At 44.9% G+C, this 20,642-nt stretch carries 12 protein-coding genes; 3 read left to right on the top strand and 9 right to left on the bottom strand.

The annotated features are described in order from the left end of the window. Positions 1-15: 15 nt before the first annotated feature. The 8 genes from ACR64G_RS02455 to ACR64G_RS02420 all read right to left on the bottom strand — a co-directional run bounded on the left by ACR64G_RS02455 (position 16) and on the right by ACR64G_RS02420 (position 14,210). Positions 16-6,279 carry a DNA repair ATPase gene (locus tag ACR64G_RS02455; RefSeq protein WP_435979974.1) on the bottom strand — a complete coding sequence of 2,088 codons (6,264 nt, stop codon included), beginning with the start codon at positions 6,277-6,279 and terminating at the stop codon, positions 16-18. A 347-nt stretch (positions 6,280-6,626) separates the two neighbouring features. Further along, on the bottom strand, positions 6,627-8,585 hold the full coding sequence (locus ACR64G_RS02450) for a hypothetical protein (protein ID WP_435979973.1): 1,959 nt from the start codon (positions 8,583-8,585) through the stop codon (positions 6,627-6,629). A gap of 118 nt (positions 8,586-8,703) precedes the next feature. Beyond that, complete coding sequence (locus ACR64G_RS02445) at positions 8,704-9,363, bottom strand: hypothetical protein (protein WP_435979972.1); 660 nt, start codon at positions 9,361-9,363, stop codon at positions 8,704-8,706. A gap of 262 nt (positions 9,364-9,625) precedes the next feature. Then, entirely contained in the window at positions 9,626-10,570 is a 945-nt protein-coding gene (locus ACR64G_RS02440) for a Xaa-Pro aminopeptidase (protein WP_435979971.1), read from the bottom strand. A 128-nt stretch (positions 10,571-10,698) separates the two neighbouring features. Further along, complete coding sequence (locus tag ACR64G_RS02435; RefSeq protein ID WP_435979970.1) at positions 10,699-11,184, bottom strand: META domain-containing protein; 486 nt, start codon at positions 11,182-11,184, stop codon at positions 10,699-10,701. Positions 11,185-11,474: 290 nt separating this feature from the next. Continuing rightward, positions 11,475-11,597 (bottom strand): hypothetical protein, encoded by a 123-nt coding sequence (locus ACR64G_RS02430; protein ID WP_435979969.1) that lies wholly within the window; start codon positions 11,595-11,597, stop codon positions 11,475-11,477. 171 nt (positions 11,598-11,768) lie between these two features. Then, positions 11,769-12,869 (bottom strand): lipase secretion chaperone, encoded by a 1,101-nt coding sequence (locus ACR64G_RS02425; RefSeq protein ID WP_435979968.1) that lies wholly within the window; start codon positions 12,867-12,869, stop codon positions 11,769-11,771. Between the two features lie 258 nt (positions 12,870-13,127). Then, on the bottom strand, positions 13,128-14,210 hold the full coding sequence (locus tag ACR64G_RS02420) for an esterase/lipase family protein (RefSeq protein WP_435979967.1): 1,083 nt from the start codon (positions 14,208-14,210) through the stop codon (positions 13,128-13,130). A gap of 345 nt (positions 14,211-14,555) precedes the next feature. On the opposite strand from ACR64G_RS02420, the gene map reads away from it, so the two are divergent. Both map and glnD read left to right on the top strand, forming a co-directional pair. Beyond that, positions 14,556-15,347, top strand: coding sequence for a type I methionyl aminopeptidase (map, locus tag ACR64G_RS02415; RefSeq protein ID WP_435979966.1), 792 nt, complete (start codon positions 14,556-14,558; stop codon positions 15,345-15,347). A 114-nt stretch (positions 15,348-15,461) separates the two neighbouring features. Next, on the top strand, positions 15,462-18,221 hold the full coding sequence (glnD, locus tag ACR64G_RS02410; RefSeq protein ID WP_435979965.1) for a [protein-PII] uridylyltransferase: 2,760 nt from the start codon (positions 15,462-15,464) through the stop codon (positions 18,219-18,221). 85 nt (positions 18,222-18,306) lie between these two features. Here the strand turns inward: glnD and ACR64G_RS02405 are convergent, their stop codons facing one another. Beyond that, entirely contained in the window at positions 18,307-18,975 is a 669-nt protein-coding gene (locus ACR64G_RS02405; RefSeq protein WP_435979964.1) for a hypothetical protein, read from the bottom strand. Between the two features lie 344 nt (positions 18,976-19,319). Between ACR64G_RS02405 and dapC the strand changes: the two genes are divergently transcribed. Then, positions 19,320-20,531 (top strand): succinyldiaminopimelate transaminase, encoded by a 1,212-nt coding sequence (gene dapC / locus ACR64G_RS02400; protein ID WP_435979963.1) that lies wholly within the window; start codon positions 19,320-19,322, stop codon positions 20,529-20,531. The last annotated feature ends 111 nt before the right edge of the window (positions 20,532-20,642 follow it).

The following is a 20,642-nucleotide window of genomic DNA, read 5'->3' as shown; positions in this document are numbered from 1 at the left end:
TCCTTGTACCCTACTCTATGAGCGGTGCTCATCAAATATTTTGTTAAGTTGATTAAGACTGTTAACGATGAGCTTGCCCGATTGCTCCGTGCTGGTATCGAGGGCGAGCTTTTCGTCTAGTCGCATGGTGAGTGGCTCTAGCGCTTGCTTGAGCACATTTACCAGTAACGCGGTTTGCTCAGTGAGATCGGTGTTCGAGGCTTGATTGTCAGCACCACTCGATAGACTTTGAGCCATTTGCTGCGCTAATTGTTCAACTGCGCTGACCAATTGCACCATGAGTGCTTTTTGCATCTCTTGATTTTGCTTGAGGGACTCACCTTCTGCCACCTCAGCATCGTGGTCATGCTTATAGATTTGCATGAGCTGATTCATACTTTTCCCAAAGCCATTATCGATGCTGTCGCTGACGACTTTGGCGTTATCTACAAAACCCGTGATAACGCTGTCGGCGAGTAGTTTTTGTGATTCAAGCTGCGCGTCTCGTTTTGTTTGTTCTGATGCTTCTCTAAGACGCGCTGTTTGCTCAGGATCGTTTTGACTAAGGTAAGTATCAAACTGACTGCTGATAGCATTGAAGCCGCTGGCAAGATCGACCAGTTGCGCGACGATACGAGCGCCAACGTCGCCGTCCTCCCCGCCCATCGCTTTATTACGCAAAAAGTCGGCTTTGATTTGCGCCCAGCGCTCAGCTTCGGCATCGTCAAGCTCGCCGCGCATCTCTGCAAGTTTGAGCAAGTTGCTTTCTGCGCCTTGGGTCAACAGTTGCGACTCACCTAAATAGTGATCGTCTATTAATTGGTTCAGCTCATTATCATTCATGACTGCTGATAGTTTTTCGGTCATCTTATTCATATTACGATAACTGCCTTGGAGCTTAAATATCGGCTCAACACGGTATTTATCATCTTGCGATGCCGAGGCGATGTAGGCTTGGTTAACGTCAAGGATCACCTTTTGCACAGTGAACATATGGCGCAGAATAGCGATGATCTCGTTAATCTCCGAGGTGCTATACGGATAGGTCAGCTCGCTAGCTTGCACTTGCGCTAGACTAGGATTGTCTGCCTTTGCCATCTTAATCAAACGATGCACGTCTGCCAAATCGCGATTAGCAAGAGGCGCAAGGACCTTGTTTGAGGTGAGCGAGTTCTCGATATAGCTGAGTGCAAAGACCTCCTCCATACCGCTCATGATATCGCCTAAATTGTAAATATCAGCACGGTTAGCGAGCATATCAGGCACTTTAAAGGCCTCACCGCTTTCGGTGTATGGGTTACCTGCCATGACCACGCAGAACTTTTTGCCGCGCATGTCATAGGTTTTAGTCTTGCCTTGCCAGACGCCATCGATACGGCGCGTGCCATCGCCAAGTGAGATAAATTTTTGCAAAAATTCAGCATGCGTATGCTGGATATCATCCAAGTAGAGCATGACATTATTGCCCATCTCAAAGGCAAGATTAATTTTATTTAGCTCTTCACGCGCTGTCGCATTGGGTGCTTTTTCGGGATCTAACGAGGTCACATCATGACCGAGTGACGGACAGTTAATCTTCATAAAGATAAGACCGAGACGGTTTGCTACATATTCCATCAGGGTCGTTTTACCGTACCCTGGCGGCGATATCATCATCAGGATACCCATCAGATCAGTACGCTTATCTTCGCCGACCGTTCCCATTTGCTTGGCAAGGTTATCACCGATGAGCGGCAGATAGCTCTCATTGATCAAACGGTTGCGCACAAAGGAGGACAATGGACGCGGCATAAATTCGTCCAGTCGTAGCGCCTCGCGGGCTTCATGCAAGATCTCGGAGCGCATAGCGAGATAGCGTCTATAAGCAGGAATAACTTGGCTTTCATGATGATGCAAGCGGCTTAAGAAGTCATCAAGTGCAAAGCTGAGCGTCTGGCTGTGAATACGCTCGTGCTCGCCGAGCAAATTATCAACTTGAATCTCAAGCGCGACCTCACCTGTGCCGCGCTCAAAGCTTTGCACTTGATTGAGCGGGTTATTACTACTAGTTAAAGAAGAAGCCGAGCTAAAGGATAAGCGTGATGAAGCGTTTGCCGCCCCATTCTCAAAGCTAGCACCCGAGTCGATAAGACGCTGCACTAAAGTTTCGCGCTGAGCATCATTGAACTGGGTGAGCATAATTGCGATAGCTTCAGGCACATAATGACGACCGCTCTGTAAGTGTTGCTGACGTCGTACGTTTTGAGTCTCACGCTCGGCGCGCTGTTCTTCACTAAGCTCATTGCTATCACTATTAGCATTAGCATCTTTGCTATTGGCATAGGCTTTATCGAGTAGCGCATGGAACCAAGTCGCTAATAACTCATAAGCAGATTTAGGCTGAAAGCCAAGTTTGCCTACCGCGACTTGGAGCTGCTCAAAACCCGCCTTGTTGCTAGCGGAAGAAGCACTAACGTCAGTACTGGTTTTACTGACTGTCTCTACTAACTGTTTGCACAAGTCCTGCGCTTGCTTGCTCGTCTGCCATTTGATACTTTTGCTTGCAGCAGATTTTAGATCTGTACTTAAGCTTGCATTACTATCAGCAGTTTGACCCATGACGCTAACTAAATATTCACAAGCTAAAGCCACATAGCTTTGCTTAAAAATATTGGCGTTGTGGATGCCGCTAGTCTCCAGCTCCTTATCAAAGGTAGTATTAGCCTTGCTATCTTCTTTATTAGTGCCGTTAGTACTGGTGATGCTATTATCGCTATAAGCGGCGACAAAGCGGCGCATCACTTGCGTCATATCTTCCACTAGCAACGCCTTGGCGGTGTCACTACCTAGAGTGCGGCGCAGCTGCTCGGCGGTCATGGCTCTGTCAGTCCAGTTGTCGATACGCATAAGTAGCACGTCATCGAGCCACTGATCATAATAGCCGTATTGCTTAAGACTGCTCAGACCGAGCGCCCTTACGATAGCCAGTTGCCAATAAAACACTTGCGCGAGCGCCCGTACTTGTGGGGTATATATCAGCAGTCCGGCATCGCGCAGTGTTGGCAATATTTGCATCAGCAGCCGTGTGGCGTCATGATCATGAATGCCTTTGTCGTACCCAAGTTGATAGCGCGGCGTAGCATGAGCTTTGACTAGTTTAGCAAGTGGGCTGTCGTCAATATTGCCTGTATTACTGACGCTGCTATTAAGAGCGCTAGCGGTGTCGTCATAAGCCTGATATAGACGCGCCTCAGTCAGACAGTCTTGGCTATTTTTGGCGCTCTCGATGATGCTATAGGCCAAATATTCAGCACGATAAACTTTGTCGGACTCTGAGGCGATGTTCATATCCCAAAAGGGACGCAAGGCGTTTAATTCAGCATTGTCGAGCACTTCGTAATAGTCTGTGCCCGTTAGATGTAAATTCAGAATGCGTGTACCGTCGTTGTGCCCGCGACTGAGCAAGGTCAAATCTAATGGCTGAGTATTGACAGAAAAACGATGTCTGCCTAGTTTGATAATTTGACCGCCCTCTTCGAACAAGTCGGACTTGTCTTTGAGGCTCTTATAACTCTCAATTTGAAGGGCTTTTAGGCGCGCATTGATATCATCGGCTTTGACGCTAAAGCCCATCTCTTGCAAGCTTTTGGCGATACCGCGTACTTTTTGTACTAGGCCATCAGAGGCAAAGTAAGTGTTGAGCGCCTCCTCTTCGATAAAGCCGGTAACCCCGGTACTTTGGGTACGCTTTTTGATGCTCTCAAGCATCCGTAGTGCACCATCGCCTAAGTTCTGCGCTCTACGGTTACGGGTATCGAGCAGTTGCTGTTTATGGTTCTCAAAGGTATCGTAAATCTCTTCGCGCTTGGTGATAATATCAGCTAAGAACTGATCGCCACTATTGGTCTCAGGATCCGCAAATTGACTCTCCAGCTCCTCTAATTGCACCAGTAACTTGGCCATTTGCTCATCGGACTTCTCAGGAGTATTGGCAATCGACAAGGCATTGGCGATCGACTGCGTAAAGAGCTTGAACTGCGCGCCAAACTGGGCAACTGCCTCAGCTGAACCAAGGTTTTTGCGTTTATGGTTAAGCTTGGCTTTGCTTTGATTGAGGCGTGAATAAATAGCTGAGATATCATCGATAATTTGCGTACGTACGGTAGCATCGGCGACATCTAAAGTGCCGAGCAATTCGGTTAGCAAATCCAATCCCTGCGCGGTATTGTCTATTTGCTCCAGTACAGGTTTTAGCTCGCTATTGGTCTCTGCCGTCTCAAGGCGCTCGTTGACGTCTACTAATAGCTCATCGTAACTCGATAGCGCTTTATCTGCGCTTAAATAGACCACGGTTTGCTCAGCGAGATTAGCTTCGGCGTCTTCTAACTGGCCTTGTAGCGTCTCTAGTTTTTCGCCGTCTAAATATCGCAAGTCCTCTAAGCTGACTAAATGGCCTTTTTGACGTCTGATATTTGATAACTGATCGACGTAATCACTCGCACTCTCAAAGGTCGTGATTTTAATTTGTCGTACGATTTCGTTCTGTTTGGTTTCAGCTTCCGCTAGCGCGTTTTGAGTTTGCTTTTGGATGCTCTGTACTTTGGCAAATTCATCAATGACCAGCTCAGCGGTCGCAGTGACTTCCTTGATACTCCCCGCAATCTCAGTTAAGTCAGGCTCAGACAACCAATAATAGTTGTCGAATAGGCGACTGGTATTATCAGCGAGTTCCTCATAGAGTTTTTGTGAGACGCTTTGATTATCAATGAGGCGGGTGATGCTATATAGGTCTGAGATACCGCGTACTAGCTCCTTATTGCCAATCTTGCCATAAAAGCTAGTGCTCTCTGGCAGCTCGCTGACATACTCTTGTGAGGCGTAAGGCGTGTGCCATATCTGCATTGGATGAATACGTGAGGCGTCGCTTTGCGCGCTGAACAGTACTAAGCGACCGTTTTCAGCCAGTGCCATACCATTACAATAGATAGGGTTTGCTAATTGTTTTTTGATGAGGTTATAAGGGAATAACCCAGTGACTCCTAAGTCTCTGTCATAAAATAAAAACAGCACATCTTCACCATTAGGTGAGACGATACGGCGCTTAAACTTTAGACTCTTACCAGTACTGCTGCTCGTATTGCCATCGCCATTGCTACTATCGAATAGCTTATACTCGCCCGTCTGTAGGTAGTAACCGCCTGGGAAAATAATGCCATGATCCTCAGGCAATTGCACACAAGATTGCCCAATAGCATCCAAGCGTAATACCGTCTCGGTCAGAGTGTTATAGACAAAATAGCGGTAATTGTCCTCTCGGTAAGGCAGGATTTTGAGCAGTATTAAACTGCCAACTTTGGCATAATGAATTTCAGCATCGGTGAGCGACTGAGTACTATCACTCACCGACTCGCTATAGATCCCTTGCCCTGATTGGGTGTTGTCTTCTATTTTGATAGTCAGATCACCGCCTATGGTCTCCACAAAGACTGTATCCAAGATATTCATGTGCGGATACTTGCCGTTGATCATCTGATCACGGGTAGTCTCAATCCAATCAAAATCATAAGCAGGAGGCAGTTCGATATCGCGCTCGCCACGGTTGTCTACATAAGCGACACGCGCCGCCTCAGGAGTACCTTCGCTGAAGTCTAGTGCAAATCGAAACACTCGAATATCGGTAATGCGCTCGCCAATCTGAAACGCTAGTAGTAGTTTGCTGTCTTTGACCGTTATTTGAATGAGACGGGTTTGTTTGTAATAGCGATACAGCTCATTAAAGTCTTGCACAAAATTATCTTGCGCCAAAAACGTACCCGCCAAATCAACTTCTTCTAATTGATAATCATTGTCCCTGCTCGCGGTAGACTTAACTTGTGTAAAGGTTCCGGCCGTATCAGTGGCTGCATTACTGCTGTTGTCATCAACGCTAACTTGAGCATTGCTTTTATTACTAGGTTCGGTCAAGCGGTAGAGCGATAGCACATCTTTGACAGTGCTCGCGCGCTTGAGCCCCATAAAGACATTATAGCCAAACAGCAAGTAGTCGCCGACTTGTACCATATCCTGTGCGACGCAGTTGTATTCGGTACGGATACGGGTACGCGCAATGACTTGCATTTGCGTACTGCCAAACTCTTGTAAGCGCGCGTTGTTCAACGTAGCCGTTTGCACCTCTAAGCGATTACCCTGCTCAGTTAGGCGTTTTTTGATCAGCTCATAAGCATTACCTGAAGCCACGGCCTGATCGGTTTGGTCCGCTTGCGTCTTTTGCTGGTTCTTATCTGGGCTATGAGAAGGGTTTGGGTTTTGCGTATCCGCCATTATGAGTCGTCCACTTTATATTGGGCAATAGAGAATTATTATAATTTTATAAGATAAAGTTTGGGCTAGTCTAAAAAAACGTTTTATAAATTATAGGTAGGGTGCTTTTTAAGCACCTAAAAGCCATGAAAAAGCACTGCCGCGTTAAGCAGGGAAAATCTTTTAAATAAGACTGTCTATTATCACACTATCATAGTGCATGGTGCATGGAATGCACCCTACGACTAAACCATAGACTGTGTCATGTCATAAATTTTGATATGCTGTTTTTGTAGGCTGTGTCAAAGACCCAACCTATCACCAAAAACCTGCCACCTAAGCGGCAGATTTTTAGTGATACAACCTTATCAAGCAGGCTTGTTATCAGAATCGTCGTTACTAGACTTATTGGTCTTACCGCTCAACTGACTCGCCATCATCGTATTGATAATACCGCTCAAAGTATCAGACTTGCCTGCAAGGCCATCGATAGCTTTGCCGATAGATAGTGACTTGGCGAAGTTATCAAAGAAATGCGCCTCCCCGCCGACGATATCGATTTTGGCTTTTTGTAGCGCCACTGCTAACACTTCAGCATTTTCTTTGGCGATCTCTTTACCGGCTTGGATAGAGGCCATCGCTTCTTGTAGCGCGGTTTCAAGTCCCATGCGGAACTCTTCGTGCTCGCGCGCCTCAGTGCTCATGCTACCCATCGCATTGAACTTCTCGACCAAACCATCGGCTTCGGCTTGGAAGTGCGCACGCGTAACTTCGGCTTTGGCCAGTCCAACTTCACGCTCAGCTTTGGCATTCGACTCACCGCGAACCGCGATGATCTCGGCATCAGCCATACCAATTTCACGATCAGATTGTGCTTGCGCTTGTCCAGTCGCTTTGATGATATTGGCTTTGGCAAGACCTTCTTTTTCAAGTGAGCTGGCTTTAGCTTCTTGAATAGCCGCTTCAGCAAAACCGCGCGCTGATTCTTCCGCTTTGGTGCCTTCAGCCATTTTTATCTTGGCCTCTGAGTCTTTTGCAGCGGCTTCTAGATTGGCATTGGCAAGGGTCATGATTTCAACCGCTTTGTGCTTAGCAGATAACTCTTCTGCCTCCGCCTTTTTGACTTGACGCACTTTGCCTTCTTCGGCTTCCGCCTCAGCTGCTAACACGCGCGTTTGCTTGTCGCGATCGGCTTCACTGACTTCGCGTACTTCTTTAATACGCTCTTCTTCTTGCGCTACTGACTTGTCGACGACGATACGCTCACGGATGACATTGGCGATCTCTTTTTTCTCAAGCTCAATCGCTTTTTCAGCCTCAATTCGTTGCAAGTTGACTTCACGCTCACGCGAGACAATTTCTAAATCCTGTGCTCGAGTAACCTTTTCTTGCTCGATGATAACGGCGCGCATACGATTTTGTTCAGCGACTTCGATTTCACGCTGTTGGTTTTCGCGCTGTACTGCCAAGTCCTGCTCAACCACAATGATCGCCGTTTCAGACTTTTTGCGTTCTTCTTCTTCAATCTTACGGGTTTCAGCAGTCTCACGTGCAATTACCGAAGAGATCTCACGTTGTTGTTTGGCTTCAGCATCGGCTTGTTGACGCTCAAGCTCCAGCATAGCCTCTCTGGTTTCGACGTTTTTCTTCTTTACCGCCAGCTCTTCGTCACGCTCAAGCTCATTGGTAATGATGTTTTGCATGGCCGTGAGCTGAGTGATCTTTTTGATACCTTCAGCATCCAAGATATTGCTCGAGTCCAGTGAGGATTTTGGCGTTTGCTCCAAATAATCGATCGCGACATCTTCTAGGACATAACCGTTAAGATCATTACCGATTTCTTGGACGATACTGTCGCGAAACTCACTACGGTTCTCAAATAATTTGACAAAATCTATCTGCTTACCAACCGTTTTTAGTGCTTCAGAGAACTTTGCATTGAATAACTCGTTTACTGCCACTTTATCTGAGGCACGCTCAACGCCCACGGATTTGGCAACTTTAAGCACGTCTTCTTCGGTTTCATTTACCCTTAAATAAAAGGCGACGGTAATATCGGCGCGCATGTTGTCGGCACAGATCAGTCCTTCTTTACCGCGGCGATCGACCTCTAACGTAATAAGCGAGATGCGCATGAGCTCTTTTTTGTTGATGATCGGCCAAACAAAACCGCCATCAAAACGCACAGCGATTTTGTTTACGCCGTTAATGATCAGTGCTTTGCCCTGCTCGACCTTGACGTAAAAAGCTTTGAGCATCAAAAGCGCTGCCATGATGAAAACAAACGCCAGCACCACAACCACGCCGACGATAATAAGTATGTCCATATTCATTCCTCTAATTAAAACAGGCTATGCCACTATAAAAATAAAATCGCAATCACGATAAGTGTTACTCGTTTGAGCTAGTATTCTTTTGACTAGCTATTGTTTCGCTAGTCGTTGTTTAGCGTAAGTTGTCCTCAACCCGCTCGACTCGGTAAGTATTAGCATGCTCTAGATACTCAACCAATAACACCTTGTCGCCCTGTTTGAGCGAGTACCCATGCTCATTGATGTCAGGACGAATCTTGAGTATCAGTCCTGCGCCGCCATCATTTAGCTCAGCCTCACCATGTTTATCAGTGACGCTAAGCGTACGTACAACGGCGATCTTACCGATATTACTACTAGCATTGCGCTTGGGGATTTTGGCAATGTTTTTGCGAATCGGAGCGATAATAATGCCAGTGAGCCACAGGGCTACTACCAGCACAAATAGCAATGCGCCTGTACCAAATACCCAGTACAAGAGACCTGAACTAAAATACTGATGTAGCAAGCTTGTGTAAACGTAGCTCAGTAACCAACCGATCAAGCTTACGAGCGTTAAGATAATAATGAGCGGCACACCGTATAGGCCGAACTTCAGCAGTAACCCTGAGAAGAATCCTACCGAGGATAAGTCAGAGACATCACCAGTTTCACCCACATCTATTGCATCCATATCCACCATGCCCAATAAAGACACGAGCCAATACAGAGTGACAAACATGACTAAACCTGTAAAGACAATCGTCGGGTATAGGCTGATTTTGGTGATGAATATCAAAAAATTGTCTTGCATGCTGTACTCCTACGTTTAGCACTTATACAGCCAGTCTTAGCTTACACACGGCTTGATTGATGGTAATTAACTCTTACTCTGCTACATAAGCCCATACTGACGACGCTGCTTATTTTGAGTACAGTCTACAGAATCTAGCTTCAAACTCACATCTTTGTTCTCAACTTATGTTTCTTTGTTAGTCATTATATAGAGAATAAATAGCATAATGAAGAAAACTTACCGCTGATAGATAAACGCTCTATTCACTGCTTGTATCCTACTAGCGACCCCAAATCGGCGAACGTATAACCGTACCTGCTTGACTACTAATCGTGTAACTATTGCCACCTGTCAATGAGGCAATCACTAAACTGCTACGCGTAGGATAGACCGCATACTGCCCAGAAGGAGACAGACGTGCAGGCTCATCGAGACCCGTTTCGGCAAGATCGACAACCCGCCTTGTCGCGAGGGTCATGATTGCCGCTTTGCGTCCATTGAGATAAGCCATACGCTGACCATCACCGCTTAGCTGCGGACTTGCTGCATAGCCATTGGTCGCTATCAAGGAGGCGCTACTAGTCGCAAAGTCATAACGATAGATACGCGGGCGACCAGCACGGACTTTGTCGCTGACATAAACGAAGCTCTTACCGTCTGCGGCGTAGCTAGGTTGTACCTCGGTACTCGGTAGCGTTGTCAATTGACGCGTACTGCCGTCGTTCAATGATAGCTCGTAGATATCAGCGTTACCGCCTACTGTCGAGGTATAAAGCATCTTTTGACCATCAGGCGAGAATGAAGCAGATAGATTACTGCCATTGCTATTGACGATTAAGTTGCGCGTTTGCTGAGTAAGATCATAAATATAAATCTTGGGCGGCTCGCGCATGGCTTGCTTGCTATAGGCGAGCAATCGACCATCCGCTGACCATGCTGGCGCATAAATATAGCCGTTTAACTGCTCTATCAGCTGCCGATCGCTACCATCAGGTCGAATACTATAGAGCGTCGATATTTTGGCAGCGCCTACGCCTTGCTCTTCAACATAAGCGATACGTCCTGTGCGATCCATCACGGGCATGGCAGCGGTAAGCGGACTATTAGTACCGGTATCTAACGTTGTCTTGGGAGCTGTACTAGAGAGAGTCTGGCAGCCACTGAGAATAGCGGCGGCGGTGAGTGCCAGTATCTTGAAGCTGTTATAAAGGTGCGGCTTTGGCATATATTGCATCCAGTAGAGGGTCATCATGACTATGAATGATTCTAGTGTAACGCAATTGTTGCAAAAAAACGCCTCACTTACTAGCGAGGCGTTATTGTTAAAGATGCTTTTTGGGTTCTTTCCAACGTTTATTTTGAGACCGCTTTAAAATAAGCCACTTGATCGTTATTGCGAATCGTCAAGATAGGTAGATTATCGGCATTCTTATTAATGCTATATTTTCCTTGTACTATTGCCATCGCTGCGGTATCAAAGCTCGCTTGAGGCTCAGGACAAGCCATCAAAGTACTTATTATATTGCCATACTCAACATTACTGTTTACGACCTTGTATTCAGCACCCATATTATTACAAGTATTCATAAAGGTGACGCGATCGGTGCCATCATTTTTAAAGAAGCTCAAGGTTAAGGGTTTGGCTGAATTGTAAAACAGCTGGGACACTTGCTCACCATTTGCACGTTTGGCATCAACAAGCTGCCAATTATAAGCTTGTAGAGTATTTGATGTGATAGGCTGAGCCATCGGCGCGCTGACGTTTGACATGGTTTGACACCCTGCTAACATGCCAGCCGCAAAGGTACTTGCCATAAGGATTTTAGTTAAACTATTCATAGTGTCTCCTATAAAATTATAGTTTTAATTTAATGATATTGGTGCTTTCATATGATTATCAGTTCATTGTTCTACTTGTAAAACGAAACAATGTATCTATTGTGCCTGACTAAGGTATCACTGTCATCGTCTATCCTGTATGGAGTTAGCCTCTACTCTGTTTCTTATTATAAGCGTTTTGCTATCCGTACTTGTCAGCTAAACACAGACCTGCTATCAGCTAATAAAAAGGCAATAAAAAACCCCACTAAGTTGTGAGGTCATTGAACTGATACTGCTGCTAATAAGAACTAAATAACGTCTGTACCTGTAATATCAGGCTGACTGGTTGGCTGTGCCATCATAGACTGGCAACCGACTAACATAGTCATCATTACGATACCGGTCATAAGTGCTTTGGTCATGTTTTTCATTGAAGCTCCCTAAGTGTTTTAATTAAATCCGTTGGTTAGTATTTTACTACAAAAAGTGTTATTGATGCTTTTTGTCAAAATTACGATGTTAACTCGTATTTCCATTAACAACCGTAACTTATCTGAAGATTAATCACAACTGTCTTTTATCTTACTAAAAGTTATTTAATGTTAATTTGAGTCTAAACTCTCCTGTTTTAGAGCAGCATATCCTGTCAAGCGCTTACGTTCAGCGTCATCGAACAATTGCTGCTCTAGCTGATTGATCTGAATTTGTGCGTTATCTGGGTTTTGAGTTAGCAATTGCTGCTTTTGCGCTTGATACTGCATAAAACGCTGATCAAAATTAGCATCCTCGACATCAATCTTAGCAAGTCTCGTTGCCGCTGGTGCACCGACTAACTCGCGACGCATATTGTATAGCTCTTGGGCGGAGGCGCCTTTTGCTTTCATCTGTTCAGTACGCTCAATCAGCTCGCCTATGTTTGCTTGTTGCTTGATATTCGATTTGATATCACCATCAGGCATTCGACTAACATAATCTTGACGAGCCGCGTTTTTTTGCATATCAGACATCAGCTGATTTTGTTCGATCTCTAGCATGGCAACACTGTACTCATCATAGCTGTCATCGCTACTAAAAAACGCCTTTATAGTTTCATCATCAAAAATCTGCTTACGGAGGTTACTGACGTCTTGCTTGCGCTGGCCGACGACATTGAGATCCAATGCTCCTGCCTTGGTCGCTTGCAGTTGTAAGTTACCATAGCTCGCCTCTATTTTTGATAGCTGCTTTAGATAGCTGACGTACTGATTGAATATTGCAACAGCTTGGCTGGCAGCAGGTTCTGGGGTGTGATGACGGATATAGCTCTCCACACGCGCAAGGATAGTCGCCTCATCCTCCTCACCCATCGCTGATAAGAAATAATCAAACAAGCGTCGTAACCCTTCGGTCACAACCAACTGCTTGTTGTCATCGATGATGATCTCGCCATCCACTTGTGTGCCCTGTAATGAGGATGGCAGACGCTCTAAACCTGTGGTAAATTCAGTATTAGTCTGCGTGGATGAGACCTCAAGCCCGTTATAAGGATCAGACATATCCGTCATTGCGTTAGTAGAGCCGTTACTGACGGTGGTTGAGGTGTCTGCTAAGACAGTAGCAGCACTTTTATCAGGTTTAAACCACAAGATAACAGCTATAGTGACAGCGATGACAATAGCGATAATGACGAGCGCAAAATAGGGAACGCGATATTTTTTTGACATAATTAAGATGCCTTATTGTATAAATTAGGTCAATTACAGTACTAAATTATAGGAAATATAATAGTGACTTGCGTACTTGCGACACTGAATTTACTGTAACTATCATGACGGTAAGGTAGTATCAAGCGTACAACCCAAATTCAAAAAGTAAGATAAATAGGCGTAGATATTTAATGTAAAAAAATCAGGGTCAACTGAGTTGACCCTGATTCTATATCGTACCAGTAGACTCAAAGCGATAGTCTGCTTGTGACGCTATTAAAGGCTACTATTTTTGAGACGGTTGACCTGCGCACGATAGACAGACTTGGATTCAGAGCTACCCCATGATGCCATTCCTAATACTTGGTCTGCTGAATCTAAATGATTCATTCTATAGTTATCACGGATCACTCTACCCAAACGACTTGAGCATTTCGAGACCAATCCATCATTGGCCTCGAGAAGAAACGGAATGCTGGTTGCTGCTAGCAGATAATCGGTAGGATCAAGCATGCTTGTCAGTTGTCCGACACCACTAAATGAGTAGTATTTGATACCGTTGACTTCAGTATCGGCTGGCTGACCGCAATAACTCGTGGGCATCGCTGCTGGGAATTTTGCATTGAAGGTAGCAGCGCCGCTAGTAGATAAAGCGACCAACGTTTGCCAACCATCTTGCTCTTGTATTTCGTTATAGCTAATACCAGAACCAATATCGGTAAAGCCGCCAATCAAGTTAAACAGACCCGCAACCAGCTCTGTGCCTAGATTTAGATTGTCACCAGAGTCATCATTGTTGCTTGGCTCAAGCGTAGCTTTGACAAAATCTGCCGTTTTAGAGCCTTGCTCTGGGCTTGACACGGCTGTTACTGAAGCGACGTATCTTGGAGCAACACCCGCGACATAGCGGATATCGATACCGCCTTGACTGTGTCCAAATAGATTGACTTTAGGCTTGCCTGAGATCGCTGAGATTGTTTTGACTTGCTGTAGTAGCTGCTCACCACGAATTTCACTATTATTAACAGCTGACGTTTTGGTGGTATATACCTCTGAGCCACCCCTTACTAGTGATCCAGGGATACCATTGAAGTAGTCAATAACACCAAACAACGACGTGAAGCCGCCAAGTCCATGGGCCATCACTATAGGATATTGAGTTTGGGTATACTTAGAGGTAAAGTATCTACTTTCAACTACGCTACAACCATTCGCATTGGCGCAGTTATAATGTTTTCCAGCGGCTTGAGCGGAGATGGTTGGCATACTCATAAGAAGTAGACCGGTACCTAGAGCACCTAAGGTTGGTAAAAATTTACTTGATGAGATCGCAGCAGATAAATAAGCGTTCAGCTTCATAGCAACTTCCTTGTCGTTGGGACGGGACGGTAGTTTTTGTACTGGCCTATTCAAAGTACAACCATTTACAAAGTAAATAGCACATAGGGTATCAAAAACAACTATCAATCCATTTGATAGTGATACTTACATTACTTGTAAACTCCGTAACATTCAACAGATAATCTGGTTTAGTGATTACAAAAGGATGACTTTCTAGTCAACTGTAAACATCTGATTAGTAAGCTTCTTTTGAAATCTATATCAAAGTCATTAGTACAGCGTTAATTATATAAATTATGCGTATATGCTATAATTTGATGTAGTCAATCAACTTATATTTTCACAACGATAAGATTAATAATAATGATTAAAAAAACTTTAATTCAGTCTCCAGAGGCTATCGAAAAAATGCGTGTTGCTGGTAAGCTTGCCAGCGATGTACTTGTCATGTTGGATAAACACGTCCGCGTAGGCATCAGTACCGAAGCGCTTAATCAAATCGCTCATGATTATATTGTCAATGAGCAGCAAGCTATTCCCGCACCGCTCAATTACAACGGCTTCCCAAAGTCGATCTGTACTTCAGTCAATCATGTGGTCTGTCATGGTATTCCTACTGAGAGTAAACTACTCAAAGACGGCGATATCATCAATATCGATGTGACCGTCATCAAAGATAGCTATTATGGTGATACCTCAAAAATGTGGATCGTCGGTAACGGCTCTATCATGGCAGAGCGTATCTGTAAGGTGGCACAAGAAGCCTTGTACGCAGGTATGAGTGTCGTAAAAGATGGCGCGCGTTTAGGTGATGTAGGCGCCGCTATTCAAGAAGTCGTTGAGCCTGAGCGCTTTAGTATCGTGCGCGAGTTCTGTGGTCACGGTATTAGTAATGAGTTTCATCATGAGCCGCAAGTGATGCACTACGGCAAAAAAGGCACAGGGTTTGAATTAAAGACCGGTATGACTTTTACCATTGAGCCTATGATCAATCAGGGCACATGGCAGACCAAGATACTGCCTGATGAGTGGACTGCTATCACCAAAGATCGTAAGCTGTCCGCGCAGTGGGAGCATACAATGGTCGTAACAGACAATGGCTGTGAGGTCTTTACCACGCGTCCAGAAGAAGATTTGAGTTTTTTGATTCAGTAGTACTATAAAGGATCGCTTAGGCGGTCTTTTTTTTGAATTTATTATTCTCCTATTTTGATATTATTATTTTTAATACCATTACCTCAGCTATAAACTTTTAATGGGACAATCTTCATGTTTACTTGCGATGTTGCCTCTGTATATATCACGCCACTACCCTCTTTGCTGCCACCAGATGCTACGATGAAAACACCTTTGTTGACAGTCACTGATACAAGCAGAAAGTCCCTGCTTGGCATTCCTGAGTGGCTCACACAAATTAATGAAGATATCAGTCGAGCGCTTGAGCGCGGGGTAAATATTCGTCAACTGGTCGCGGCTCGTGCTTGTGCCATTGACGAGCTACTGATCTCATTGTTTTTATGGTTCAAATTAGATGAGACAGACTTGGCGCTATTTGCAACCGGAGGTTATGGTCGCGGCGAATTATCCTTGTACTCAGATATTGATATTTTATTATTAATGCCTAAAGAGATTACCGCAGAGGTCAGCACCAAGATTGATCAATTGGTCGCTATGTTGTGGGATGTTGGACTTGAGCCTGGACTCTCTGTACGTAGCATCGCTGACTGCTTAGAAGTGGTGAGTGATCAGACTATTGCCACCGCTTTATTAGAAGCTAGACTACTAATCGGTAATGATGATCTCAAATCGATACCTCGCCGCGTGGTTAGTGAACAGTGGTCGCAGCGTGAGTTTTTTGAGGCTAAAACAGGCGAGGCCAAATCGCGTTATCTGCGCCACAATGGGACTGAATATAATCTAGAACCCGATATTAAAGCTGCACCAGGCGGCTTGCGTGATATCCATATTATCGGCTGGGTAACTAAAAGCCATTTTCGCATCAGCAAGCTTTACGATCTGGTTCAGCAGAATTTTTTGACCGAAAAGGAGTTCGATGAGTTAAAGTTTTCCGAGAGTTACTTATGGCAGATACGTCATCACTTGCACGAGCTGACTGGCCGTAATGAGAACAAGCTATTATTTGATTATCAGCGTGACATCGCCCAGCGCATGGGCTATGAGACGCAACCAGATGACGAGCCTAATGCAGCAGTTGAGCGTTTTATGCGTGATTATTACCGCTGCGCTATGCAGATATCGACGCTGTCTGAGATGCTGACCAACCACTATTACGAGACTATCATAGAGCCTGAACTACCCAATGAGGAGCGCCCGCGTAAACGGCCTCTTAATGCACATTTCAATCAGATCGGCGATCAGATCGCCATATCGCATCACCGCGTTTTTGCTCAGCATCCTGAGGCGATTCTTGAGATGTTTTTGCTTATGGGACAGCATGGTATCAAGACGGTGCGCACCCGCACGTTGCGCGCGCTAAAGATCGCCGCACGCGGTATCGACCAAAACTACCGTGATAACCCTGAGCACCAGCAACTGTTTTTGGCGAACCTAAAAGAGCAAAACTATCTGTTCCGTCGTCTGCGTACTATGAACCGCTATGGCGTACTAGGCAATTACATTCCCGCCTTTGGCCAAGTCACAGGTCTTATGCAATATGACTTGTTCCATCGCTATACTGTCGATGCGCATACGCTGTTTTTGATTCGTATTTTGCACCGCTTTACTGATCCAGCTTATAGTCAAGACTTCCCATTGGTCAGTGCTATTTTTCAGCGTATTGAGCGCAAAGAGATATTGGTACTAGCGGCGATGTTCCATGACATTGCCAAAGGTCGCGGCGGCGATCATAGTGAGCTTGGCCAAATAGAATCCATTGAGTTTTGCTTGAAACATGGTATGAGCCTAGCAGATGCCAACCTTGTCGGCTGGTTGACCCGCTATCATCTATTGATGTCGATGACCGCACAGAAAAAGGACATCTCAGATCCTGAAGTGGTCACTATATTTGCAAATTTAACCGGTAATGTCACTCACCTTAACCATCTATATGTGCTCACCGTCGCTGACATGAATGCGACCAATCCTGAGCTGTGGAATAGCTGGCGCGCCACTCTTATGAAGCAGCTATATTCGCAAACGCGTCGCATCTTGCGCGCTGATATCGATGCGCCCAACAATCGCAAAGATATGATTGAGGCCACTTATAAGCAAGCATTAACGATGTTAGATGATGCCGATAATCAGCATATGAATCGTGATGAGGTGCTAAGGCTATGGGATGATCTAGGCGATGAGTATTTTTTGCGTGAGATTGCAGAGGATATCTTTTGGCATACAGAGGCCATCTTGAACCACCCGCCAATCGGGCGAGCCTCTGATGCTGATAGCATGCCCTTAGTGGTGCTACGCGAGCATCGCGAACTGGCACTCGATGCGGTGCAAGTTTTCGTGTACACGCAAGATCAAGCCAATCTGTTTGCGGTGACGATGGCGGTGTTTGATCAGATGAATTTAGATGTTTTGGATGCGCGTATTATTACCGCAACTCGTGATTTTGCTTTGGACTCTTATGTGCTCTTAGATCGCAGTGGTACGCTGCTTGCAGATGAGGACAATCAACAAAAGTTAAAACAGCGCTTAATTGATGCCTTCAAAAACCCGACGGTACCTAAGCTTGCTCATAAACGCATACCGCGTCAGCTTCGACACTTTGAGGTACCAACGACTATAGGCTTTGAGTTTAATGAGGCATCAAACCAGCATATCATGAGCTTACAGACCTTGGATCAGCCAGGATTATTGTCGCGAGTCGGTCAAGTGTTTTTAGAGCAAGAAATAGAGATCCATGCAGCACGTATTACCACTTTAGGTGAGCGCGCTGAGGACATGTTCTACATCAGTGATCAAGATGATAACCCTCTGTCTGCTGATAAACTTGGCTCATTAAAGGATGCTTTGATAGACAGTCTCGATATTAAACATAGAGCAACTCATAATATAAGCTTATAAAAGCGATGAAACATTGAGTTATTAGACAAAAAAAGCCTTGTAGATTACAAGGCTTTTTTAAACTTAAAACGTCATACTAATCGATTTATAGCGTACTTCGGTATAATATTTCAGTAGCATGTTTGGCAAGATCTTTATCAGCAAGGTCTATAGGCAAGATATCGGCATCCACTCGCTTTTGTTTAATAATGAGCCTACCAGACTCAACCTCGCCCTGTAACAAACAACGTAAACTAGCTAGATGCAACTGAGCATCGTAGCGCTCGTAGATAGCCATCAAAGAGATAGGCGACTGGGTATGAATATCAGCAAAAATGCTATCTTTGGCCAGAACTACCATCTCATTAAAAGCCTGTTCACAAGTTATGTCCGCCTTGTCTATACGATTTTGAATGCGATTAGCCAGATGACCCTTGAAGGCGAACATACCAAAGAAAAAAATCGTCTGTAGACCAAATACCAGCATATAGCCCCAATAAGACCAGGAGATACCTAGTAGTCTTGCAGAGAGCATTAACAAGATTGCGATCACTACATAAGCCACCAGTTGCCACAGTAACCACATCATTGTACTATTATCGCCGAACCAAAAGACTTGACGCTCTTTGAGAGTAACTATACGTCTACGTGCCTGCCACCACTGCACTTCACGAGCTTTAAGATGATTGCACACAAGATCACAGCGTTCAGTGCTGTTGTCTTTTATATTGAAATTATCGCTATCGACATTGTTTGGATTGTAAACGACAGTCATATCAATCATCCTTAGCCTATCAAACTATGCGCGCTACAGACGGCGTCACAACGGTTTGTCATACTTGTTATTTATAAGCTATGAGCCAGACTATAATAGAAATACAGTCAAACCTCAGAGCACCCCAGTTACGATAGAACGTACTCAAAACGAAAGTATCAATGTTGCAACGATTGACGCTGTAATAGGTTAGTCATAACACACTGTCATAGAGCTTGTAGATACCAAGGTCATGACAATAATTTGGGAAGAAAAAGACAATAAATAGCAGAAGTGCTACACTGCTCAATTGTTACTTTTCTTTATAACTTTATTATTTATTGTCTATTATAGTCAGCACTCTTATGAATAACAACTTAATGCACTTACATCCTTATCCCTTTGCAAAGATGGCATCACTCCTTGCCGATAGTATGCCAGCTATCGATTACAGCGAGATAAAGCTTGGTATTGGTGAGCCAAAACATACGCCGCCCCAGTTTGTACTGGACGTATTACAGGAAAACTTGGACAAATTGTCCAGCTACCCCACGACCAATGGTATGTTTGAGCTGCGCCAAACCATCGCGCACTGGCTTGAGAAGCGATTCTTTTTGCAACATATCAATCCAAACTCTCAAATACTTCCAGTCATGGGCTCACGCGAAGCTATCTTCAGTTTTGTACAAGCAGTAATCAATCACAACTCTGATGCTGACGCAAGTCCTACGGTGGTGATGCCTAATCCGTTTTATCAGATTTATGAGGGAGCTGCGATACTAGCGCAAGCGACGCCTTATTTTGTGCCTTGTACTCCTGATAACCAGTTTAAAGGCAGTTATCGCTCAGTACCCAAAGAAGTCTGGGAGCGCACGCAGCTCCTATTCGTTTGTAATCCTAACAATCCTACTGGCGCTATCATGAGTATGGAGGATTGGGAGTATCTTATCCGCCTATCTGATCAGCATAATTTTATTATCGCAAGTGATGAGTGTTACAGCGAGCTGTACTTTGATGAAGCACCAATAGGACTGCTACAAGCTTGTGCAGCGCTTGGCCGTGATAATTTCAAAAATTGCGTGGTCTTTCATTCGCTCTCCAAGCGCTCAAATTTGCCAGGACTACGCTCAGGATTCATTGCAGGTGATGGAGATATACTACAGAGCTACGTGCAATATCGTACTTATCAGGGCTGCGCGATGCCCATACCCCATCAATTGGCATCGATAGCGGCTTGGCAGGATGAGAGGCATGTGGCACACAATCGCACGCTTTATAGAGAGAAGTTTGCTCTGTGGATGCAGGACTTAGGTGATCTACTAGAGTTGCGTATGCCAGATGCAGGCTTTTACTTTTGGATAAAAGTACCTGAGCAATTCAATGAGGATGACGAGCGGTTTGTCAAAGCCTTGTATGAGCAGGCTAATATTCATGCACTCGCAGGACGCTATCTCTCAAGAGAGGTTGACGGTGTCAATCCTGGTCAAGGATACGTGCGTATCGCACTAGTCGCGAGCGTCGATGAAAGCGGCGAGGCTATTCGCCGTATCCGCACTCTGCTCGGTGCTACAGCGTAAAAAGAGGCATAAGTAACCTTTTTTCGTAATACTAATATAGTCGTGAGATGACGCTATGATAACAACGATGTTATTGTGGATTTGAATGCAGATAATGCTATAGTGATAGAT

The sequence above is a fragment of the Psychrobacter sp. DM4 genome, from assembly GCF_051307035.1.
Lineage (GTDB): Bacteria > Pseudomonadota > Gammaproteobacteria > Pseudomonadales > Moraxellaceae > Psychrobacter.
Note: the sequence above shows the minus strand (reverse complement) of the source record. Positions and strands in the feature narration are given on the sequence as shown.